The 22,484-nt window shown below is 50.1% G+C and carries 17 protein-coding genes; 1 reads left to right on the forward strand and 16 read right to left on the reverse strand.

Going from position 1 to position 22,484, the window contains the following annotated elements; genetic code table 11:
* Positions 1 to 36: 36 nt before the first annotated feature.
* The 16 genes from DXD02_RS02945 to gpr all read right to left on the reverse strand — a co-directional run bounded on the left by DXD02_RS02945 (position 37) and on the right by gpr (position 22,009).
* Complete coding sequence (locus DXD02_RS02945; protein ID WP_118666361.1) at positions 37 to 2,640, reverse strand: L,D-transpeptidase family protein; 2,604 nt, start codon at positions 2,638 to 2,640, stop codon at positions 37 to 39.
* 187 nt (positions 2,641 to 2,827) lie between these two features.
* The gene (locus DXD02_RS02950) at positions 2,828 to 3,928 is read right to left on the reverse strand and encodes an LCP family protein (RefSeq protein WP_158565815.1); all 1,101 of its coding nucleotides are present in this window, start codon (positions 3,926 to 3,928) and stop codon (positions 2,828 to 2,830) included.
* 80 nt (positions 3,929 to 4,008) lie between these two features.
* Positions 4,009 to 5,157: a UDP-galactopyranose mutase gene (glf, locus tag DXD02_RS02955; RefSeq protein ID WP_118666362.1), complete on the reverse strand. Its 1,149-nt coding sequence runs from the start codon at positions 5,155 to 5,157 to the stop codon at positions 4,009 to 4,011.
* A gap of 12 nt (positions 5,158 to 5,169) precedes the next feature.
* The gene (locus DXD02_RS02960) at positions 5,170 to 5,442 is read right to left on the reverse strand and encodes an HPr family phosphocarrier protein (RefSeq protein WP_022462230.1); all 273 of its coding nucleotides are present in this window, start codon (positions 5,440 to 5,442) and stop codon (positions 5,170 to 5,172) included.
* An 11-nt stretch (positions 5,443 to 5,453) separates the two neighbouring features.
* Positions 5,454 to 6,770 (reverse strand): CdaR family protein, encoded by a 1,317-nt coding sequence (locus tag DXD02_RS02965; protein ID WP_158554979.1) that lies wholly within the window; start codon positions 6,768 to 6,770, stop codon positions 5,454 to 5,456.
* Positions 6,767 to 7,654 (reverse strand): diadenylate cyclase CdaA, encoded by an 888-nt coding sequence (cdaA, locus tag DXD02_RS02970; RefSeq protein WP_330410111.1) that lies wholly within the window; start codon positions 7,652 to 7,654, stop codon positions 6,767 to 6,769. The genes DXD02_RS02965 and cdaA overlap by 4 nt, the downstream gene beginning before the upstream one ends.
* 56 nt (positions 7,655 to 7,710) lie before the next feature.
* Positions 7,711 to 8,889, reverse strand: a complete 1,179-nt coding sequence (locus DXD02_RS02975) for a hypothetical protein (RefSeq protein WP_118595085.1) — start codon at positions 8,887 to 8,889, stop codon at positions 7,711 to 7,713.
* Positions 8,886 to 9,317, reverse strand: coding sequence for a hypothetical protein (locus DXD02_RS02980; RefSeq protein WP_118666363.1), 432 nt, complete (start codon positions 9,315 to 9,317; stop codon positions 8,886 to 8,888). The genes DXD02_RS02975 and DXD02_RS02980 overlap by 4 nt, the downstream gene beginning before the upstream one ends.
* 89 nt (positions 9,318 to 9,406) lie before the next feature.
* Positions 9,407 to 10,126 (reverse strand): ComF family protein, encoded by a 720-nt coding sequence (locus DXD02_RS02985; protein ID WP_158579544.1) that lies wholly within the window; start codon positions 10,124 to 10,126, stop codon positions 9,407 to 9,409.
* Positions 10,127 to 10,192: 66 nt separating this feature from the next.
* Positions 10,193 to 12,448, reverse strand: coding sequence for an SF1B family DNA helicase RecD2 (gene recD2 / locus DXD02_RS02990; protein WP_117509504.1), 2,256 nt, complete (start codon positions 12,446 to 12,448; stop codon positions 10,193 to 10,195).
* A 6-nt stretch (positions 12,449 to 12,454) separates the two neighbouring features.
* Positions 12,455 to 13,453: a rod shape-determining protein gene (locus DXD02_RS02995; RefSeq protein ID WP_117761048.1), complete on the reverse strand. Its 999-nt coding sequence runs from the start codon at positions 13,451 to 13,453 to the stop codon at positions 12,455 to 12,457.
* 168 nt (positions 13,454 to 13,621) lie between these two features.
* Positions 13,622 to 16,450 (reverse strand): excinuclease ABC subunit UvrA, encoded by a 2,829-nt coding sequence (gene uvrA, locus DXD02_RS03000; RefSeq protein ID WP_117509506.1) that lies wholly within the window; start codon positions 16,448 to 16,450, stop codon positions 13,622 to 13,624.
* A gap of 124 nt (positions 16,451 to 16,574) precedes the next feature.
* Positions 16,575 to 17,708, reverse strand: coding sequence for a radical SAM family heme chaperone HemW (gene hemW / locus DXD02_RS03005; protein WP_118666364.1), 1,134 nt, complete (start codon positions 17,706 to 17,708; stop codon positions 16,575 to 16,577).
* 88 nt (positions 17,709 to 17,796) lie between these two features.
* The gene (gene lepA, locus DXD02_RS03010) at positions 17,797 to 19,611 is read right to left on the reverse strand and encodes a translation elongation factor 4 (protein ID WP_022462217.1); all 1,815 of its coding nucleotides are present in this window, start codon (positions 19,609 to 19,611) and stop codon (positions 17,797 to 17,799) included.
* 95 nt (positions 19,612 to 19,706) lie between these two features.
* Positions 19,707 to 21,098, reverse strand: a complete 1,392-nt coding sequence (locus tag DXD02_RS03015; protein WP_243108238.1) for a stage II sporulation protein P — start codon at positions 21,096 to 21,098, stop codon at positions 19,707 to 19,709.
* 23 nt (positions 21,099 to 21,121) lie between these two features.
* Positions 21,122 to 22,009, reverse strand: coding sequence for a GPR endopeptidase (gene gpr / locus DXD02_RS03020; protein ID WP_055218620.1), 888 nt, complete (start codon positions 22,007 to 22,009; stop codon positions 21,122 to 21,124).
* 181 nt (positions 22,010 to 22,190) lie between these two features.
* On the opposite strand from gpr, the gene rpsT reads away from it, so the two are divergent.
* Complete coding sequence (gene rpsT / locus DXD02_RS03025; RefSeq protein WP_022462214.1) at positions 22,191 to 22,454, forward strand: 30S ribosomal protein S20; 264 nt, start codon at positions 22,191 to 22,193, stop codon at positions 22,452 to 22,454.
* Positions 22,455 to 22,484 lie beyond the last annotated feature (30 nt).

A 22,484-nucleotide genomic window follows, 5' to 3' on the forward strand; every position in this document is an offset into this window, starting at 1 on the left:
ATGGATTTTCTCATACAGGTATTCCTGTTCTATTTTTTATCGATATGTCGGATCGCTTCCGAAAGCACCGCCTGTCCAGGTATAACGGGTCGGGTTTGTCAGCGGATAATCCAGATTGTCGCCAATGCGGACCGTTGTTCCGCTGCTGACGTTATCATAAATCCATTTTGCATCGATTGCAGTCAGTCTGACACAACCATGTGACATCGGTGATCCCAGGGAATTGAAGTCTACGGCAGAGATCATATTCAGATCCGGTGTGCTGCTTGCTACGCCATGGAAGTAAACAGCGTCATAAATCTGTGATACATATGGTGCCCAGCACACATAATCTTCACCTCTCATTTGCTTCTTTTTCAACTGCCAGCCGATTTTATATGTTCCTGCTGCAGTGTAACTGATTGGATTTCCTACGGAGCAGATCATTGATTTGATCGGGGTATCGTAAGAACCGGTTGCACTGTTATAGCCGTAAATGGTGACACGTCCGCGGGTTCTGTCTACTGTGATGTATTTGGATGACGGATTGAAGATGCTTGTCACATCCTCCATCAAAGAACCGTCTGCTTTGCGGTAACGGCGGTATTTTCCGATGTACTCCCATCCTTCCGTGATTCTGCGTCCGGAAGCATCGAATTTGTACTGTTTTCCATTGATCGTAGCGGTGCAGTTCTGATATCTTCCGCCCCAGCTGCGGAAATAATACTGAGAACCGTTCAGTGTCAGCCACTGATCATGGTACATGCCGCCCCAGCTCTTGAAGTAGTACCAGTTCTTATCATGAAGAATCCACTCGTCATGTGCCATGCCGCCCCAGCTCTTCATGTAATAATAGTTACCGTCATGGTAAACCCAGCCGGTCAGCATTTTTCCATCTTTATCCAGATAATAATAATTTTTATCATAGAGGAACCAGCCTTTTTGCGTCCGTTTGGTTCCATCTGCATTAAACCAGTACCAGATATCGCCGGACTTGCCCCATTCGTTTTTATACATACCACCCCAGCTCTTGAAGTAGTATTTTCCATCGAGCCATTCATTGGCAAGCATGGTTCCATCGGATTTCAGATAATACTTATTTCCTTTGTAGGTCAGCCAGCCGCTGGTATATTTCTTTCCATTTCCGTCAAAATAATACCATACATTGTTGACTTTTGCCCATGCGTTTTTGTAGGCCGCACCCCAGCTGCGGAAGTAATAGGTGTTATCCAGCCACTCATTAAAAGCCATTTTTCCATCGGCTTTCAGATAATAGCTGTTTCCATTGTAATCCAGCCAGGAATTCGTCAGCAGTTTTCCGCCGTCTGCAGTTGCCCAGTACCAGATTGTCTGCGTGCTGGTTTTAATTTTTTTCCATCCTGTTGTCGTCGAAACGGCTCCGTCAGCACCAACGTAATAATAATTTCCATTATAGCTTCCAACATCGTTGACACACATGCCGCCCCAGCTCTTGAAGAGATACATGGTTCCGTTCACATTCAGCGCGTTGTCTTCCATATGACCGTCTTCATGGAGATAATATTTATTTCCATCGTAATTGAACCAGCCTGTCCGTACGCCGCCCCAGCTGCAGAAGCTGTACCATTTTCCATCAATCTGTGCCCAGCCGGATTTATTTTTCTGATTACCGGTTTCCATCTCGAAACTTCCATCTTTCAAATTTCCGTTTGCATCAAAGGAAGCTGGTTTCATATAGTAGATTGCTGTATCTACCTTTTGCCATCCTGAAAGAAGTTCCCCTGTTTCCGCATCCACTAAGTACCAGTTAGAGCCAACCGTCAACCAGCTTACCGTACGATCTCCCTGCTGATACGCATTGTGATTTCCAAGAGATACAGTGCTGTCTTCTGCATTCAGATAATAGGTATGCGTTACATTGTTTTCATCAACAACAGTCTGGAAACCTGCCTCTTTTACGCGGGTTCCATCATTGCCAAACAGATATGTTACATCTCCTACTTTCTGAGTTGTGCTCCAGACTGCATAGCCTTCTTCATCGGCATAGTAATCATCCACACTGCCATCCTCAAATTTGATGGTAACAAGTTCATTTTTTTTCAGTTCCGGTGCAAATACTTTTCCTTCACAAATACCCTGCTGTCTCGAACCAAGTTCATCTTTTGCAGGATCTTCCCCTTCTGTCTCAAAGTAGTAGATTCCGGTTTTTCCATCTTCATCCGTCAGCTCTACTTCACCGGTCAGCATATAGCCATTTTCGTCAAACGCATAATCGACGCCGTCGATTTCTATTGGTCCGGTAGCAGCTACCACCTTATTATTCTCATCCAGAACTCCGTACTGAAACTGTTTCTTTCCATCTTTTTCAACGCTGTTCCAGCCTTCCTTCAGATTACTTACTTCCGGAGCCGGAGTTGCGCTCGGCGTCGGTGTCTCGGAAGGGGTCTCAGTTGGTGTTGCGGTCGGTGCTTCGGTTGGAGCCGGAGTCTCACTCGGTGTAACCTCTGGGGTCTCAGTTGGCGCCGGAGTCGGAGTCGTTTCTTCGTCTTCGGCCTGAGCTACAGTATCACTTTCCGAATTTACCGGTAATGGACTGGTTTCTGTAGAAGCTGCATATGCACCGGCTGGTGTAACACTTACCATGACGCCAAGTACGGCTGCGGCCAGAAACTTTCTTTTCATTCTTATTCATCCTCCCATTTTTTTACTCTTATACAATTTATAGCTTACTACATTTTTCCATCTATTTCAAGTTATCCGCCGGTAAAATACCTTACAAATTTCTTATGGTTTTTTCCTGTTTTTCGGGCAGAAAAAACCTCCTGACCCCGGTTTTCTGACCGGAAACAGAAGGCTTTTTACTGTTCTTTTATTCGTTTACCGTGGTAGATCCATAGATCTCTGTCTGAAGTCTCGAGATGGTTGCTGCGAAGTCCGGAACAAGCATCTCACCCTTGCTGGAGTACAAGTCGTCGTACGGTACACGGCTCTGTACAATCTCGTAGGACAGAATTGTCGGCAGCTCTCCGATCAATGTCATCAATGTAGACTGATCAATGTTATGGGTAACACTTGGAAGAATGGTATCCGCCAGTGCACTCAGTTCTGTTACGCTTGACGATTTCATTTTCTGCATCATCTTGCTTAAAACCTCTCGCTGACGCTCCGTTCTCTGATAATCAGAATTTCCAACGTAACGGATTCTTGCATATGCAACTGCCTGATAGCCATCCACATGCTGCTCTCCGCCTGCTGTATACTGATGGGCGGAAGCATCCACATTACGGAGTCTGCACATTTCATCAACATATTGGTTCGCTACACGGATTTCATCATCGCTCGGCGAAAGCTCGATTCCGCCGATGGCATCGATAATGTCAATCATGGAATCGAAGTCAACACTTGCATAATTGTCAATCGGCAGTTTGTAGTTGTCCTCGATGGTTCGTACAACCAGCGGACCGCCGCCATATGCGCAGGCTGCATTCAGTTTTTTCACACCGACATCCGGGATATTTGCATACAGGTCACGCATAAAGGATGTCATGTGGATCTGTTTTGTATCTTTATTGATGGACATCAGAATCATGGAATCGGAGTTTCCATACCACGTTTTGTCACGACGGTCAACACCGATCAGCAGAATGTTGTACACGTTATTGTTGTTTGGAAGTTCAATGTCCTGTGTCTCATTTAAAATCTCAGACTGCAGGGCATCCGTCTCCTCATCAGTCAACCCGGTACTTTCGGTCTCAACCTCTGTGGATTTATTGATCGTGATTTTATCATCGCTTACGTAGTTACTCTTGCTGTAATAGTGATTGATTACAGCATAGACACCGACGAGCACAACCAGTACAACTACGAGAAGGATGGTGAGCACATTAACCCAGCCGAATTTCTTCTTTTTCTTTCCTGAGGAATGGCGTCTTTCCGGGATTTCATCCTCGTCATCATATTCTTTTCTCATAACGACCTCTTTCATTTTCTTATTTTCCGGTATTTTCCAGCCGGATATCGTTTATAATATAGTCAAAAAACGGACTGCTGTCAAGTGTGCAGTCCGTTTTGATTGATTTCCGTTTGCAGTTCTTTTTCCTGCCGCTGCATTTTCTCCCACTGGTTCAGTGCAGCCTCAATGACTTTGTCCATATCGTAATACTTGTATTCTCCAAGTCTTCCGCCAAAGATAACCTTCTCTTCTTTTTCCGCAAGTGCGGCATATTTCTGATAAAGTTCCTGGTTTCTGGTATCATTCACCGGGTAGTACGGCTCCATCCCCTCTTTCCAGTCGGTGGAATACTCTCTGGAAATGACGGTCTTTTTCTGGGTTCCGAATTCGAAATGCTTGTGTTCGATCACACGCGTATACGGTGTCTCCCGATCGGTGTAGTTTACTACAGCCACGCCCTGATAATTGTCGGTATCCAGCACTTCTGTTTCAAAGCGCACCGTACGGTATTCCAGCTTACCAAGTGCATAATCGTAAAACGCATCAATCGCTCCGGTGTAAATCACTGTCTCACCCATCGCCAGGTACTTTTCTTTATCTTCCAGAAAATCAACACCTGTCTGTACATCCGCTTTTTCAAAAAGCCGCTCTGTCAGAACGTTATAGCCGCCAATTGGAATTCCCTGATAAAGGTCATTGAAATAGTTGTTGTCATACGTAAAGCGCACCGGAAGCCGTTTGATGATAAAGCTCGGCAGCTCACTGCAGTCTCTTCCCCACTGCTTTTCTGTATAACCCTTAACCAGCTTTTCATAAATATCTTTTCCAACCAGTTTGATCGCCTGCTCTTCCAGATTTTTCGGCTCTCCCGGAACAGCTTTTCTCTGCTCTTCGATGATTGTTTTCGCCTCTTCCGGTGTGCGGATTCCCCACATTTTACTGAAGGTATTCATATTGAACGGCATATTATAAATTTCGCCTTTGTAGTTGGCAATCGGCGAGTTTGTATAACGGTTGAATTCTGCCAGCGAATTGACAAACTGCCACACCTCTTTATTCGAAGTATGGAAAATATGCGCTCCATACTTGTGTACATGAATTCCCTCGATTTCTTCGCAGTAAATATTTCCGCCTGTATGATCTCTTCGTTCCAGTACAAGACAGCTTTTCCCTGCCTGACCAGCAAGATAAGCAATCACTCCGGAATACAGACCGGCGCCAACCAGAACATAATCATATTTCTTCATTGTTCTTTCTCCTTACAGTTCTTCCCCAAGTCCCGTCCGGATGGAATTGACAAGGAACTGCAGAGCTTCCTCCTCGTCCTCTCCCTCGCAGAACAGCTCAATTTCGTCTCCGCATTTGACGCATGCGCCAAGGACGCTTAAGACGCTCTTTGCATTTGCTGTATTTCCATCTCCGTAGTGGAATGTAATAGATGATTTAAACTGCATTGCCTGTTTGCACAGGGTTCCGGCCGGGCGAAGATGAAGGCCGGTTGGATTTTTCACGGTCACTTTTCCGCTTACCATTGGTTTCCCTCCTAATTTGTTCCTGTCGTTTTATTTGCTACTGCTTTTTCTTTGATATGAATCGTTGTCTTGACACTGTCTACGAGCTCATAGCCATCCGGCAGTGTGATTTTTACCGGTACCTCGTAATCCCCGACACCCATTCCATTCAGATCTATGGATGCGTTGATCTGGGAAGTATCTAATTTGGCCAGATTTTTGTCCGATGCTTTAATGCGGATTGCAAGCTGTGTCTGATCATACAGAACGGTATAAGTGGACTGAAGATTGCCCGTCTCGATCTGATCGACATCAAGTTCAAATTCCCTGCTCTCATTCGGCATAACCGTTACGTGAACGGTAACGGATGCAGACGAACTGGAAGATACTTTCAGATCTGTCACATCGGCGAGAACATCGCTTAAGTCAACCGTCGTCTCCACATCGGAGCGCTGTCCTGCAACGGAGGTATAGTCTTCCGGAATTTCAATCGTATTGCCTTCATCCGCCAGCTTTGCAAGTGCCTCCTCGGATCCGGCAACGGTGATTTCCTCCGGTGTGGTATAGATATTTTTAATCTGATAGCCGTCTGCCGGAGTTCCGCTGTACAGTGCACTCAGCTTAATACCGGATACACGGCGCCACAGTTCAATATCCACATCCACCTGCGGGGAGCCGCTGTCGAAATTCAAAAATTCCATCTGGGATTCCGGCATCTCATCCTGGTTTTTATCAATAATCATCAGATCCGCCGTGACGGTTCCGGAATTCCGCATATTGGTTACATCTACTTTTGCCACCACACTGCTGATCTTATTGATCAGGGACGTCGGGCCGGAAATGGTGATGCTCTCCGGATCGGAAGTCATCGTTCCCACTTCGTAATCTTTTGCCGGTTTCGTATTTCCTGCGTCAATTGTGATCGGGAATTTTTCGCTGTCCACATCCTCGATTTCCACAGGGATCGTTGCTGTCACTGTGCTCAGTTTTTCCTGTTTTACCATGGAGCACGCTGCCTTGATCGGCACATAAACCGGGTTTGTATCCATCGTCACAATCTGGGTCAGATCGGCCGTGACGGTGATATCCGATGCCTTCAGCCGGCTGACAACCGAGTTGTTGTCCGTGACAGTAACCGTGACCGTCTGGTATTCCTCCGCAATCTGGTATGTTTTCTTTCCGGCTGCGATGTAGGCTTCATTGGTCACCTGCACGGGGACATCAAAGCGCTCTTTCACAATCGGGTCATTCACACTGACCACAACGTACCAGATTACAATGGCAATCAGGATAGAAAGAATTTTCAAAGGGAGATTGTTCAGAAGCTTTTTCAGAATTTTCTTTTTCATTTCTTCTCTCCCTCCACTTTCTGACGCATTCCGCGGATATGCCATCCTTTCTTCTCTTCCGGTTTTTTCGCGAGCTTCTGGATTTTGTGAAGCTGCTCCCGAAGGTCGCTCGGTGTTACTGCCGTGTGGAGTTCTCCGCCGGAAGCATACGACACATTTCCGGTTTCCTCGGAGACAATAATCGTAAAGGAATCCGTCACCTCACTGATGCCGACACCTGCACGGTGGCGTGTTCCAAGATTCTTGTTCAGATCCATGTTGTCGGACAGCGGCAGGTAACATGTTGCTGCCGTGACACGGTTGTTCCGTACAATCACGGCTCCGTCGTGCAGCGGCGTATTGTGTTCGAAAATATTGATCAGCAGCTGGCTGGTCAGAACGCCGTCAATCGGGATTCCGGTCTTTTCATATTCCTCCAGGGTGATGGTCTTTTCGATGACGATCAGCGCTCCGGTCTTTACTTCTCCCATTTCAAAACTGGCCCTTACCAGTTCATTGATGGTTTTGTCACTGAACCGTTCATTTTCCTCCTGGCCGCTCGCAAAAGAAATGGCAGACAGCGGATTCTTTTCTCCAATCTGCTCGACCACTCTTCGAAGCTCCGGCTGAAAGATAATTACAACCGCTGTGATCGCCGCCCCGCCGATGTTTCCGAACAGCCACAGAATCGTCTGCATTTTCAGCACGTTTGCAATGATGACAAAGACACCAATCAGAAAAATACCTTTCATCAGCGTATAGGCCTTTGTATTCTGCAGCCAGCGGATCAGGTGATAGACGAAAAATGCAATGAGCAGAATCTGCACAATATCAATCAGTTCAATTTGTTTTGGCAGCCCGTAGTCTGCCGTTCTTGTGACAATCCAGTTCCACACGCCACGCACACTGTCACTTCCTTTCTTTTCCCCCGGCCGGTTTTCTTCTGATTTTCAAAATTCTTTTAAAGATCCTTTAAGGTGTCCTCCAGCATGCTCTTATAATCCACATCCTGATAATCGCCCTCGTCCAGCGGCGGAATTTCTTCTTCCTGAATTTCTTCTGTTTCGTTTATTTCTTCTGTTTCGTTTATTTCTTCTATTTCTTCTTTTTCCTCGATCTCATCAAGATCCCTGCTGTTCCCGGATTCTTCTGTATGTCCAAGATTTGCCAGAGCATCGAGTTCCTCGTCTGTCAGATCCGGTTCTTTTTTCTTTTCATTCCGAATATAAGTCACACGGCGCTGTGCCTTTGTCACATTGAATTTTGGAACGGCTTTTACGTAGTAATAATAATCGTCGTCATCATATTCCAGGTATTCTGTCCGGGTGTAGTCTGCACCGAACAGGAAAAACTCCAGAACAAATCCAACCAGACAGCCGGCCGCCGCCCCGATCAGAACCATCGGGAGTGCAATCTGTACATCCAGTGCCAGGCTTCCGGCAATCATAATAACCGCATAGGCAACCGAACCTGCCACAATGGAAATCTGCCATGCATAGTCCGCACTGCTGTGGCGGATTGCATTGACAAGAAGTACGGTCAGTGCGCAGGCGATCAGAACCAGCAGCATTTCCTCATTGCGGAAGAGGCCGTTGAAAAATTCCTGTACGACTGCCGTGATCTCCGGTGCTTCCGCCGCATGAAGCAGCGGCTCCATTTTTCCGTGAATCATGTCGCACATATAGTAGACAACGACACCGCAGGCTGCTGAAAATGCAGAGAGCGGCGTGCCGGCAAGACCATAGGCAACCGGAACGGCAGATGGCACGTGAAGCCAGAATGCGAGCGGTGTCAAAAGGAGTGCCGGCGCATCCTTCGGCACAAAGCGAAGATATAGAAACCAGAGCACCAGCAGAACCAGCGCCGCAAGACCCGCGATTACCATGTGAAGTGCAAAGCAGTGGCCGATGATCACCAGCATTGCAAGGAAAACCATTCCATTCAATGGCAGGATAGCGCAGATCAGTGACAGAATCAATACCACATACATGCTGTTCAGCATCTTCAGATAGCCGAGATTGGAATTAATACCACGAAATACAGCAAGAGCGAGCAGAAATTTCACAATCGGAAGTACGATTCCGCTGCAGGAGCCGTAAAACTCTTTTAATTTTTCTTTCAGTTCGATCAATACTGTCATGTTTCCCTCCTCCTGCGCCCGGATTTCTTCCCGCTTTTTTCCTGTTCCTCATATATGTTCTGCAGGTCATCCAGCTCTTTTCCATACCATTTCAGCTTTTTCTGTGCTCCCTGGTAACGGATCGTGCTGATCACATACACGGCAATGGAATAGACTGCCAGAAAACACAGATAGGACGCGATCAGACACCCTGCTGCAAACTGCAGGTCGATTGTGTCTATCTCGTCCACCAACCATTCAATATGATATAAGACTGCAACCGCAAGTACCAGAATGTATCCGATGGAAGCCAGAAAAAAATTTTTCAGAAGCTCTTTTCCGATGTAATCACTCCGAAAATAGCGGCCGATTCGTAAGGCATTTTTTTCTTCTTTTTTTTCGAAAAAAGCCAGTTTTGTCATCTGACGAATCCTTTTTTCGTCCAACATGCCTCTTGGTCTCCTCTTCCCGTTCTAAATTATGTTTATTTTACCATATGTTTCCGATATTGGAAAGCTATTCTCAAAATATTCACACACTATTTTACAATTGCCGCACAAACAAAATCCACCTGTTCTGCTCCATTCACTTTCAACAGTGACGCAATGGCATCAACCGTGCTTCCCGTTGTGTAAATGTCATCTACCAGAAGAATCCGGCAGTATTTCATCTGTCCCGGCTTTGCCAATGCAAAAGCTCCCTCCAGGTTTTTCCGCCGCTCGGCGGGACTAAGCTCTTTCTGGCGTTTTGTTTTTTTCACACGGCGGATCAGGCGGGCATTCATGGGAAGTTCCATTTCTTCTGCCAGCTTTTCTGCAAATACCTCCGCCTGATTGTAGCCGCGCTGCCGCTGTCTCGCCGGATGAAGCGGCACCGGAACGAGCACCTCCGGATTTCTTCTCTGGATCTGCTTTCCCACATAGAAAAACGCCGCGTGAGCATAAAATCCGGCGTATTCCTGCCGTTCATGATATTTGAACCGCATCAGGGAAGCCTCAAGTTCCCCGTGGTAACCGTACGGCGCAAAACCGCGGTCGAAGCTGTGCCTCATTCTGCTGCAGTCCCGGCAGAACTCTTCCTCACTGCCCACGGGTTTCCCGCATTTTTTGCACCGCGCGCCCAGAATCGGATGGATCTTTTCCACACAATTCCGGCATAGATACAGCTCTTCACGTGACAGCAGTCCGTCACAGATGGGACATCGTCTCGGATAAACTGCGTTTAAAAGCCAGTTTCCTGTTTTATTTTTTTCTTTCATGTAACCTGCGCTTTCCCTTATCCACTCTGCCGGATGCAGCCGCATCCATGCCCCGGAAAAACGTGTTTACGCGTTTTCTTCCTGCATTTCCCAGATTCTTCTGGCGAGCGTTGTATACCGGTTCGCCTCGATATGATTTCCGATCATTGCCTGGAATGTCACATCACTTCCGACGATGGTGACGCACTTTCTGGCTCTCGTCACGGCCGTATACAGAAGATTCCGCGTCATCAGCATGCGCGGGCCGCCGAGCAGCGGAATCACAACCGCCGGGTACTCGCTTCCCTGCGCTTTATGTATCGTTGTGGCGTAGGCGAGCTCCAGCTCGTCCGCCTGTTTGAACGTATAGTCTGCGAATTTTCCTTCCTCAAACTCCACGGTGATCACCTCGGTATACGGGTTGATGCTCCGGATCATGCCGAGGTCTCCGTTGAATACACCCATACCGCGCTCCGCCACGATTCCGTTGATGCCGCGGATTTCCCACTCCATCTGGTAATTGTTGCGGATCTGCATGACCTTGTCGCCCTCGCGGAGGATATTACCTCCATTTTCCCGCTCGGCTTTGTCCGGTGCGGGCGGGTTCAGGTATTTCTGCAGAATCTGATTCAGATTTTCCACGCCGAGTGCACCTTTCCGCATCGGAGTCAGAATCTGGATATCCTGCGGGCGGGCATCCACATAACGCGGCAGTTTCTGGGACACCAGCGTCACCAGCACTTTCCAGATCACGTTGACATCGTACCGTTTCAAAAAGAAGAAATCTTTGCTCTTATTGTCCAGTATAACCTCTTCCCCATTATGGATCTTATGTGCATTGACAACAATATCGCTCTGGGATGCCTGCCGGAAAATGTGCGTCAGGCAGACAATCGGAAAGCATTCCGAACGGATCAGATCCCGGAGGACACTGCCCGGGCCGACACTTGGAAGCTGGTTCTGGTCTCCCACCAGGATCAGCCTTGTTCCCGGCACAATCGCGGAAAGAAGGGCATGCATCAGGTGGATATCAACCATCGACATCTCATCAATGATGATGACATCCGCGTCGAGCGGATTATCTGCGTTCCGCTCAAAATGCACATTTGCCGAGGAGTCATCCACATTTCCCGTCAGTTCCAGAAGACGATGGATCGTGCATGCCTCACAGCCAGTTGCCTCTGTCATTCGTTTCGCCGCTCTTCCGGTCGGCGCTGCCAGGAAAATGTCGAGGCCTTCTGCCTCAAAATAATGGATCATCGCATTGATGGTCGTCGTTTTTCCGGTTCCGGGACCTCCGGTCAGGATCATAAGACCGCTGTATGCCGCCTCAACGACTGCCGTCTTCTGCATCTCATCCAGCTCGATCTGATATTTTTTCTCGATCTTTCCGATCCGCTTTTCGATTGCCTCACGGTCTTCCTCGCATGTAATATTCAGCTCATGCAGCATGCGCGCCGTACTCAGTTCCAGATAATAATACTGGCTGGCGTACACAATCCGCAGCGGCTCATCCCCTTCCCGTTCGGCCGGGAGCTCGCGGATGACCGCTTTTTTGTCGATTGCCATATCCTGCAGAGATTTCTGCATCCGCTCCGGTTCTACGCCGAGAAGTTCCTGCCCTCTCCGAAGCAGCACCGGTTCCGGCAGATAGACATGGCCTTCTGCCGTCGCCTGATTCAGCACATACGAAAGACCGCTCTTGATGCGGAATTCGCTGTCCACGGCAATCCCGATTTTTCCGGCAATCTCATCCGCCGTCCGAAATCCCACGCCTGCGATATCTTCCGCCATTTTATACGGGTTTTCCTTTAAAATCCGGTACACATTGTCCCCGTACTGCTGATAAATCTTTGCACCGAGATTCAGCGCAATGCCATATCCCGAGAGGAAAATCATCGCATTCTGCATTTCGGCTTTTTCTGCCACCTGCTGTGCAATTTCACGCGCTTTCCGCTCGCTGATTCCCTTTACCTCCGCGAGGCGCTCCGGCTCTTCCTCGATGATCCGAAGCGTATCGTCACCGAAGCGGCGCACAATTCTTGCCGCCAGCGCCGCACCGACTCCTTTGATCGCACCGGAACCGAGATACCGCTCCAATGCAACAGAATCCTGTGGAACTTTCGTCTCATAGGATTCAATGCGGAACTGCTTTCCATAGGCAGCATGTTCAATATAATCTCCGGAAGCCTCGATCAGCTCGCCCTCTCCGATCATCGGAAGCGTGCCGACGCATGTCAGCTCGCGCCCCTTCATGCTCAGATTCAGGACGGTATAGCCGTTCTCCTCATTTCGGAAAATAATGTGTTCTACGTAGCCTTCTACTTTTTCTTTTTCACTCATCTTTTATCAAAACTGGCTTTCAAATTCATTCATCACTTCGCGGTACTGGCCGGTTCCAAGCGCAACGACGCTCGCCGGATTTTCTGCTGTCACGGTATTGATGCCGGTCCGCTCCTGGATCAGCTCGTCCATTCCGGCAAGGAGACTGCCGCCTCCGGTCAGGATAATGCCGCGGTCGGAAACATCGGATGCCAGTTCCGGCGGCGTTTTTTCCAGCACGGCACAGATCGCGTCCGCAATCTGGTTTGTCGTCTGGGCAAGGGCACCTCGGATTTCGTCGGAGGAAACCGTAATCGTCGCCGGAAGTCCGGTGATGACGTTTCTTCCCTTGATCTCCATTGTTTTCTCCTCGGCCCGCGGATAAGCGGAACCAATCCGGATTTTCACTGCCTCTGCGGTCTGTTCTCCGATAAATACGTTGTATGTTTTCCGTACATAGCGGATGATATCCTGGTCAAATGTCTCACTGGAAATCTTGACCGAATTGGAAACAACGGTTCCCGCAAGCGAGATCACAGCGATATCCGTCGTGCCTCCACCGATGTCCACGATCATATTTCCGCATGGTTTCGTAATGTCAATTCCGGATCCGATTGCCGCTGCCACCGGCTCCGGCACGATCAGCACTTCCCGGGCTCCCGCCTGGTACGTTGCCTCCTCCACAGCCTTCCGCTCTACTTCCGTCACACCGGACGGCACACAGATGCTGATTCTCGGTTTCCGGAATGCTCTTCTTCCCATTGCCTTCTGGATAAAGTAGCGCAGCATGCGCTCGGTGATCAGAAAGTCCGTGATCACGCCCTGCCGCATGGGCCGGACCGCCATAATATTGCCCGGTGTCCGTCCAATCATCTGACGCGCTTCTTCTCCAATTGCCCGTACTTTATCTGCATCTTTATCATACGCAACTACGGACGGCTCCTTTAATACAATGCCTTTTCCCTTGGCATAGACCAGGATGCTGGACGTCCCCAGATCAATTCCGATATCGGTCGTTGCAGCCATAGTAATCCCCTTTCCTGTTCTCTTTTATTTTTCTTTATTTTAATCTGTTTGAAATTTGTATAGAATAAGTTCGGGTTCAAAACACCCGAAACCCAAAAGGATCGAATGTGCTCTGAACCCAACCCGCTTCTTATTATATACAATCCCTTTTAAAATGGAAAGGATTTTTTAGAGATATTTTTCGACATATTTTCCGGTGTAGGATACCGGGCTCTTGGCCACTTCCTCCGGCGTTCCGCACGCAATCACGGTTCCGCCGCCGTCTCCGCCCTCCGGTCCGATATCAATAATATAGTCCGCCGTCTTGATGACATCCAGATTGTGTTCGATGACAACGACGGTATTTCCGCCCTCGGACAGGCGGTGCAGAATCTCCACCAGTTTGTGGACATCCGCAAAATGAAGTCCCGTCGTCGGCTCGTCGAGAATGTAGATCGTTTTTCCCGTGCCGCGGCGGCTCAGCTCTGCTGCGAGCTTGATACGCTGCGCTTCTCCACCGGACAGCGTGGTGGACGGCTGGCCGAGGCGGATGTAGGAAAGGCCGACATCGTACAGGGTCTGTAATTTCCGGAAAATCGATGGTACCGGCCTGAAGAATTCCAGTGCCTCCTCGACCGTCATATTCAGCACATCGTAGATGCTCTTTCCTTTGTATTTGACTTCCAGTGTCTCACGGTTGTACCGTTTTCCATGGCAGACCTCACACGGCACATAGACATCCGGCAGGAAGTGCATTTCGATCTTCAGGATACCGTCGCCGCCGCAGGCCTCGCATCGGCCGCCCTTCACATTAAAACTGAATCTTCCCTTCTTGTAGCCGCGCGCCTTGGCATCCTGCGTTGCCGCAAACAGGTCGCGGATCTGATCGAACAGACCTGTGTACGTTGCCGGATTGGAACGCGGTGTTCTTCCGATCGGGGACTGGTCGATGTCGATGACCTTATCGAGCTGTTCCATACCGATGATGTCTTTGTGTGCACCCGGAATCGTCCGCGCACGGTTCAGATCTCTTGCCAGCCGTTTGTACAGAATTTCATTGACAAGGGAACTCTTTCCCGATCCGGAGACTCCGGTCACGCAGGTCATGACACCGAGCGGGAAATTCACGTTGATATTTTTCAGATTGTGCTCTTTTGCTCCGACTACCTTCAGCCAGCCCGTCGGCTTTCTGCGCTCGGACGGAACCGGAATTTTCAGCTCTCCGCTTAAGTATTTTCCGGTGATGGAATTCGGATTTTTCATCAGATCTTCCGCCGTTCCGATCGCCACCAGCTCTCCGCCGTGCTCACCGGCTCCCGGGCCGATATCGACAACGCAGTCAGCGGCGCGCATCGTATCCTCGTCGTGCTCCACGACGATCAGGCTGTTTCCGAGGTCACGCAGATGTTTCAGCGTCGCGAGAAGTTTGTCGTTGTCTCTCTGGTGAAGACCGATGCTCGGCTCGTCGAGAATATAGGCGACACCGACAAGGCCGGAGCCGATCTGCGTTGCCAGACGGATTCTCTGCGCCTCACCGCCGGACAGCGATGCCGTTCCACGCGCCAGGGTCAGATAGTTTAATCCGACATCCGCAAGGAAGCTCACACGCGCACGGATCTCTTTTAAAATCTGCTTTCCGATCAGCAGCTGCTGTTCGGAGAGTTCGAGGTTCTGCATAAACTTCTGCAGATTGTCGATGGAAAGGGATGTTACTTCAAAAATATTTTTATCTCCGACCGTCACACCAAGCGACGTCGGTTTCAGACGCTGGCCATGGCACGCCTGGCACGGGGTCACACGCATGAAGGTTTCGTATTCCTGTTTTGTAGAATCCGATCCGGTCTCACGGTAGCGGCGCTCTACATTTTTGATCAGCCCCTCAAAAGCCACATCGTACACACCGACGCCGCGCTGACCGCGGTAATGCACCTTGACGGATTTTCCGTTCGTTCCGTAAATCAGGATATCGTGGATTTTTTTCGGATATTCACAGAACGGAGTGGAAAGGGAAAAATCGTACTCCTCTGCGAGCGCATCGAGAATGGCTCTCGTATAGCTCGATTTGTCCGTGCAGGACTGCCAGCCGAGCACGGTGATGGCTCCGTCTGCGATGGATACGGTCTTGTCCGGAATCATCAGATCCTCGTCGAACTCCATCTTGTAGCCAAGGCCGGCACAGCTCGGGCAGGCGCCGAACGGGTTGTTGAAGGAAAAGCTTCTCGGCTCAATCTCCTCCATGCTGATGCCGCAGTCCGGGCAGGAAAAGCTCTGGCTGAAGTTGAGCTGATTTCCGTCCATCGTGTCGACCACCAGAAGGCCGTCCGCCAGATCCAGTACATTCTCGACGGAATCCGTCAGACGTTTCTCAATGTCCGGTTTGACTACAAGACGGTCCACAATAATGGAAATGTTGTGTTTCAGGTTCTTATCCAGCGTAATCTCCTCGGACAGCTCATACTGGCTGCCGTCGATCATCACGCGGACATAGCCGCTGCGTTTTGCCTGTTCGAGCACCTTTTCGTGTCTTCCCTTGCGGCCGCGCACAACCGGCGCGAGAAGCTGGATTTTCGTCCGCTCCGGGAGTGCCATGATCTGATCGACCATCTGGTCCACCGACTGGCGGCTGATGACTTTTCCGCACTTCGGGCAGTGCGGAATACCGATTCTCGCGTACAGAAGACGGAAGTAATCGTAAATCTCCGTCACGGTTCCGACGGTGGAACGCGGGTTCCGGTTCGTCGATTTCTGATCGATCGAAATAGCAGGCGGCAGGCCTTCGATGCTGTCCACATTCGGTTTTTCCATCTGTCCTAAGAACTGGCGCGCGTAGGAGGAAAGGCTCTCCATGTACCGCCGCTGGCCCTCCGCATAGATCGTGTCAAACGCAAGCGAACTCTTTCCTGAACCGCTGAGGCCCGTAAATACAACAAACTGGTTTCTGGGGATATCGACATTCAGTGCTTTCAGGTTGTTCTCCCTGGCTCCCCGTATTCTGATAAACTCTTTTTTCTCTGCCATAACTGTTCCTCTTATTAATTGGAATCCCTGTCCGGACAGGGACAGGAATCTTGTCTCGTTTTCTCCCATTATAGCACACCGCCGTGCGTTATGCAAACATTTGTTCTATTTCTTTATCATCTTTTTACAGCAGAAAATCTGCCAGAATCACATTGCTGACGGAAATCCCATCGCGTGTCAGAGCCAGGCGCCCGCTGTGTTCCCGTAAAAGATGCACCGCTTTGTATTTCTTCAGAACCCCGCCGTATACGGCATGGATCTCCTTTCCAAACTGCTCCTCAAACTCCGCCGTCGAGATCCCTTGTGTCATTCGAAGGCCGAGAAACATAAATTCTTCCATGGCATCCTGCCGGGAAAGAATTTCCTCATCCTCACGGATCTTTTCCAGTGCTCCGCACGCTTTCAGATACAAAGATCGATCTGCCGTGTTCGTCCACCGGCGGTTTCCGAATAACGATGCCGCGGAAGGCCCGAACCCCAGATAATCCGTCCTTTTCCAGTAGCCGATATTGTGGCGGCATGCGAAGCCCGGCTTTGCATAATTGGAAATCTCATACTGGAAAAAGCCGTATTCTGCGAGGATTTCCGCCGTTCTGGCATACATTTCGCGTTCTGTGTCCTCATCCGGCAGATCCAGTTTCTGCTCCGCAAACAGGGTTCCCGGCTCCACGATCAGGCTGTAGGCGGAAATGTGCTCCGGAGAAAGCTCCGCGATCGTCCGAAGACTCTCTTCCCATTTCTCTTCACTCTGCTCCGGCAGACCTGACATCAGATCCACGTTGATATTCGCAAACCCGGCATCCCGTGCCAGTGCAAAACTCTCCTGAAATTCCGCAAACGTGTGGATTCTTCCCAGCCGTTTCAGCTCCTCATCGTGAACCGACTGACAGCCGATACTGATCCGGTTGAAGCCGCTCTTCCTGTAACATTTCAGTTTTTCCGCATCCAGCGTTCCCGGATTGGCCTCCAGCGTAATCTCAGCATCCTCTGAAAAAACGTACTTGCTCCGCAGTTTTTCCATCACACGGGCGAGCATTCCGGCATCCACTGCGGATGGTGTTCCGCCGCCGAAAAAGACGGAAATCACTTCACTTTCTGCCGTCTCTTCCGCTGCATCGATTTCTGCCAGCAGAGCCTCTTCATACTCCTTCTGCATTGCTTTCGTGCCCGGTCCCGAGACAAAATCACAGTAGGCGCATTTCCGGATGCAGAACGGGATATGCACATAGAGTTCCAGTGGTTTTCTTTTTTTATTCATTCTGCTTTTCCTCCGTACGATCGAAAGACCGGCCCCTGCGCTCCCGCAACAGCAGGCGGCGCCGACAGGCCGGTCTCATTTTTATTTCTTAATTTTCATCCAGTTTCAGTACGCTCATAAAGGCTTTCTGCGGAATCTCCACGTTTCCTACCTGGCGCATCCGCTTCTTACCTTCCTTCTGCTTCTCCAGCAGCTTCTTCTTTCGGGAAATATCGCCGCCGTAGCACTTGGCGAGGACGTCTTTGCGCATCGCGCGGACGGTTTCTCTGGCGATAATCTTCGATCCGACAGCCGCCTGGATCGGGATTTCGAAGAGCTGCCGCGGAATCTCTTCTTTGAGCTTCTCGCACATCTTTCTTCCGCGCTCGTAGGCAGATCCCTCGAATACGATGAAGGACAGCGCATCCACTTCTTCTTTATTGACGAGGATATCGAGTTTTACAAGCTCGCTTCTCTCATAGCCGAGCAGCTCGTAGTCGAATGACGCGTAACCTTTGGAGCGGGATTTTAAAGCATCAAAGAAATCGTAGATAATCTCATTCAGCGGGAGATGGTAATGAAGCATCGCACGCGTCGTCTCCATGTATTCCATTCCCTGATACTGGCCTCTTCTCTGCTGGCAGAGCTCCATGATCGGTCCAATGTAGTCGGTCGTCACCATAATCTCTGCTTTTACCAGCGGCTCTTCCATATAATCAATCTCGGACGGGTCCGGCAGATTCGACGGGTTGGTCAGGTCAATGACGGTTCCGTCGGTTTTGTGAACCTTATAGATAACGCTCGGTGCGGTCGTCACGAGATCCAGATTGTACTCACGCTCCAGGCGCTCCTGAATAATTTCCAGGTGAAGCAGGCCAAGGAAACCGCAGCGGAAGCCAAAGCCCAGTGCTGCCGATGTCTCCGGCTCATAGAAGAGGGATGCATCGTTTAACTGCAGTTTTTCCAGCGCGTCGCGCAGATCGCCGTACTGTGCGCCGTCGGCCGGGTACATGCCGCAGTATACCATCGGGTTGACTTTTTTGTAGCCCGGCAGTGCTTCTGCACACGGACGGTCGGCATCGGTCACGGTATCACCCACGCGGGTGTCGCGCACGTTTTTGATGCTGGCGGTGATATAGCCTACCATTCCGGCGGAGAGCTCGTCGCACGGGATCAGACGGCCTGCGCCGAAGTAGCCGACCTCGACAACTTCCTCGACAGCGCCTGTCGCCATCATGCGGATTCTCGTTCCTTTTTTCACGCTTCCTTCCATCACACGGCAGGAAATGATGACGCCGCGGTATGCATCGTAGACGGAGTCGAAAATCAGTGCTTTTAACGGTTCCGTCGGATCACCTTCCGGTGCCGGAATTTTCTGTACGATCTGCTCGAGCACCTCGTCCACGTTCAAGCCGGTTTTTGCGGAAATCCGCGGAGCATCCTGCGCTTCCAGTCCGATGACATCCTCGATCTCTGCAATTACACGGTCCGGCTCGGCGCTTGGAAGGTCTACTTTGTTGATGACAGGGAACACATCCAGGTCATGGTCAAGGGCGAGGTAGACGTTGGCAAGGGTCTGCGCCTCGATACCCTGCGATGCATCGACAACGAGCAGCGCGCCGTCGCATGCGGCAAGGCTTCGGGAAACCTCATAGTTGAAGTCAACATGGCCCGGGGTGTCAATCATGTTTAAAATGTACTCCTCGCCGTCGGCCGCTTTGTATACGGTACGGACTGCCTGTGCCTTGATCGTGATGCCGCGCTCACGCTCCAGATCCATATTGTCCAGCACCTGATCCTGCATCTCACGCTCGGTCAAAAGGCCTGTTTTCTGAATAATACGGTCCGCAAGGGTTGATTTTCCATGGTCGATATGGGCAATAATACAAAAATTACGAATTTTACTCTGATCTATTCCTGACAAGTTTTTTCCTCCTGCTTTTTCACGGGTTAAATATCAATTTTATCTCATGTCTATTTTGTATGATACGAAATTCCACTCAAAAAAGCAAGATAAATTTATCCGCCTGATGCCGGACTTTTGCCCGACAGAACCTTATGCAGGATATCCGCAAACGGCCCCATTGCATTTTTCACCTCCTCGACCGTATTCGTCTGCGCACCAACCTCGAGAAGAACAGATCTCGGGCGGAGATGGAGGTTGTAGCGGTAGCCTTTTAAATAGATACAGCGCGAAAAGCCGGGATAATACTGTTTTGCCTCATACTCCATCTGAAAGGAAAATGCAAGGTTTTCCGCCTGATACGGATTGGGCAGGCTTGTCAGTTCGCCGCTTTCTTTCGTGCGGGAAAGGCCGTTGAAAAACATGATCTGCGCGGTCGGCTTTCCGTTGATTTCTGTCACAAGACGTTTTGAACCATTGACCCCGTCCCGGTGCAGGTCGATCACGACCTGAATGGACGGGTGTTCTTCCAGCGCCGCTGCGATGACCGGCTCCGCGTAGTTGTAGGCGCGGCTCCGCTCGAGACAGCCTTCTTTCATGTCAAATGCCTCTGTAATATGAAGCACTTCGTATCCGTACTGCTTTTCCAGAAGCTCCTGCAGATCATCACCGAGGCCGATTACCGTGTCCGCTCTTTCTCCCGGACGGGAATCGGCGAAGGTTTCCTGCGAATGGGTATGATAGATCAGAATCTGCGGGCCTTCGGCATTTTCCGGCAGGGTCAGGTCTTTTCCGAGCAGGGTGCTGCCGTCGATCTCGCCCGGCAGGACCGAAGTGTTGGGATCGACAACGAAGAAGCGGTTCAGGAGCGCCTGCGGGTCAGCAAGAAGGTCAGGGGAAATTGTCTCCTGAATCGTGTCGGCCTCCGGGTAGAGAATCTCACGCGGTGCGCCGCCGGTTTCGATGGTCTCCTCCTGGACAGACTGCGGCGCTTCGGGTTCTGCCGTTGATGCCGACTCTCCGGCTGCCGGTTCTGTGATTCCTGTTTCCGTCTGCTCCGGCTCCGTGATTTCCATTCCATCTTTTTGAGTTCCATCCTTTTGATCTTCCTCAGTTCCCTGCTCCTTCGATTCTGTCTGCCCTCTTTCTGCTCCCGGTCCCGGAAACGAATCCTGCTTCGCCGTATCCGTTTCCGCTGTTTCTGTCCCGGCAGACAGCGTATTTTCTGCCGTGCTTCCCTCCCGAAGCGCCGGTATCTGATCCCGCACTGCCGCGAGGAGATTTTCCATCCATCCCCTTCCGTCCTCTTTTCCGTCATAAAAAAGAAGCGGCATCATCACATCCACGGATAACTGCTCCGCCTGTGCTGCCGCCCGCTGCAGCAGAACTTTCCCCTCTAAGAAATGATTTTTCCGGAGAACCGCTGCACTGCGGAACAGCAGTATACTGCAGGACAGGAAAAGACATCCCCATCCGAACCATCGTCCATTTCGCCTGGCATTCCACATATTATCACCATATTCATGATATGTTACAGTTCCCCGGAAAATGCCTGATTCATACCTGCCGCAAGAACCCCGGCCAGGCGGCGGACCATCTCGTCGATCTCTTTTGTCGTCACGTAAAGGCTTTCGAGCGCCGGTGAAATGACTTCTCCCAGAAATTCATCCATCTCGGACTCCTCCAGCGATTCCAGAACGCCTGCGACGGCATCGTGGACGATCGTTCCTGCCCCTACAACGGTCGGCACACCGATTCCGATGACCGGCACGCCGAGCGTCTCCTGATTTAAGGCATTGCGGTGGTTTCCGACGCCCGAGCCCGGCCAGATTCCGGTGTCGGCAAGCTGGATCGTACAGTTCAGCCGGTGAATACTGCATGCGGCAAGGGCATCCACGGCGAGAATCACATCTGGATGGGTCTGTTCTGCCGTTCCGCGCAGGATTTCCACTGCCTCCATGCCCGTCTGTGCCATAACGCCGGGAGCAAGGGCACTCACTTCCCGGCCCTTCTTTCCGTAGGTGCGCACCAGATGGCGCGTAACGTTAAGCTGCTCCACCGTCTCCGGCCCGAGCGCATCCGGCGTGATGCCGCGGTTGCCGAGGCCGGCCACAAGAACGGATCCGCACGCTTCCGGCACCATTTCCATCAGACAGTGGGAAAACTCCTCCGCCGCTTTCCGGCTCTCCTCCTCGTCTGCCGTCAAAAGCAGCGGCGCTTCGATCGTCACATACGTCCCTTTCGGCTTTCCCATCATTTTTGCACCCTGCTCCGATGTGATTTTCACAATGGTTGTCTGAATTTCCGCCTTTCTTTTCTTCTTCTCAATCTCGACCCCGGAGATCTCCACATGGTCCCTCTCAAATTTTTCCTGATTCTCCATCGCCAGGTCTGTCCGCATCCTATACTTTCCTATCATACTTTTCTCCTTCTCCTGTATTTTTGTTGTAGTTTTTGCAATTTTTCCAAAAATATGTATTGACAAACCATGCGAAATATTATAGGATAATAAAGCATGTTTCAGTGGAGCGCCCGTGTCTGTTCCATTGAATAACATCCCTTAAATCACATTAATTTTAAAAATATTGGAGGTGTACAGTTTGGCTAACATTAAATCCGCAAAGAAAAGAATCCTGGTAAATCAGACAAAGGCAGACCGCAACAAAGCAATCCGTTCTGCAGTTAAGACTTCTATGAAAAAAGTAGATGCTGCTGTTGCTGCAAACGATAAAGAGGCTGCTGCTGCTGCATTAGTAAATGCGATCTCTACCATCGACAAGGCTGCTTCTAAAGGCGTTTATCATAAAAACAACGCTGCCAGAAAAGTATCCAATCTGAGCAAAGCTGTAAACTCAATCGCATAATCAAGATATAAAACAAAGAGAACTTAGTCA

Origin of the sequence: Blautia sp. TF10-30, from assembly GCF_003481245.1 — a bacterium.
In the GTDB taxonomy this organism is placed as follows: Bacteria; Bacillota; Clostridia; order Lachnospirales; family Lachnospiraceae; genus Fusicatenibacter; species Fusicatenibacter saccharivorans.

What these genes read in the sequence shown, in the direction of transcription:
- DXD02_RS02945 (WP_118666361.1), bottom strand. Translation starts at nt 2,640, where the DNA reads ATGAAAAGAAAGTTTCTGGCCGCAGCCGTACTTGGCGTCATGGTAAGT.
- DXD02_RS02950 (WP_158565815.1), bottom strand. Translation starts at nt 3,928, where the DNA reads ATGAGAAAAGAATATGATGACGAGGATGAAATCCCGGAAAGACGCCAT.
- glf (WP_118666362.1), bottom strand. Translation starts at nt 5,157, where the DNA reads ATGAAGAAATATGATTATGTTCTGGTTGGCGCCGGTCTGTATTCCGGA.
- DXD02_RS02960 (WP_022462230.1), bottom strand. Translation starts at nt 5,442, where the DNA reads ATGGTAAGCGGAAAAGTGACCGTGAAAAATCCAACCGGCCTTCATCTT.
- DXD02_RS02965 (WP_158554979.1), bottom strand. Translation starts at nt 6,770, where the DNA reads ATGAAAAAGAAAATTCTGAAAAAGCTTCTGAACAATCTCCCTTTGAAA.
- DXD02_RS02975 (WP_118595085.1), bottom strand. Translation starts at nt 8,889, where the DNA reads ATGACAGTATTGATCGAACTGAAAGAAAAATTAAAAGAGTTTTACGGC.
- DXD02_RS02980 (WP_118666363.1), bottom strand. Translation starts at nt 9,317, where the DNA reads ATGTTGGACGAAAAAAGGATTCGTCAGATGACAAAACTGGCTTTTTTC.
- DXD02_RS02985 (WP_158579544.1), bottom strand. Translation starts at nt 10,126, where the DNA reads ATGAAAGAAAAAAATAAAACAGGAAACTGGCTTTTAAACGCAGTTTAT.
- recD2 (WP_117509504.1), bottom strand. Translation starts at nt 12,448, where the DNA reads ATGAGTGAAAAAGAAAAAGTAGAAGGCTACGTAGAACACATTATTTTC.
- DXD02_RS02995 (WP_117761048.1), bottom strand. Translation starts at nt 13,453, where the DNA reads ATGGCTGCAACGACCGATATCGGAATTGATCTGGGGACGTCCAGCATC.
- uvrA (WP_117509506.1), bottom strand. Translation starts at nt 16,450, where the DNA reads ATGGCAGAGAAAAAAGAGTTTATCAGAATACGGGGAGCCAGGGAGAAC.
- hemW (WP_118666364.1), bottom strand. Translation starts at nt 17,708, where the DNA reads ATGAATAAAAAAAGAAAACCACTGGAACTCTATGTGCATATCCCGTTC.
- DXD02_RS03015 (WP_243108238.1), bottom strand. Translation starts at nt 21,098, where the DNA reads ATGTGGAATGCCAGGCGAAATGGACGATGGTTCGGATGGGGATGTCTT.
- gpr (WP_055218620.1), bottom strand. Translation starts at nt 22,009, where the DNA reads ATGATAGGAAAGTATAGGATGCGGACAGACCTGGCGATGGAGAATCAG.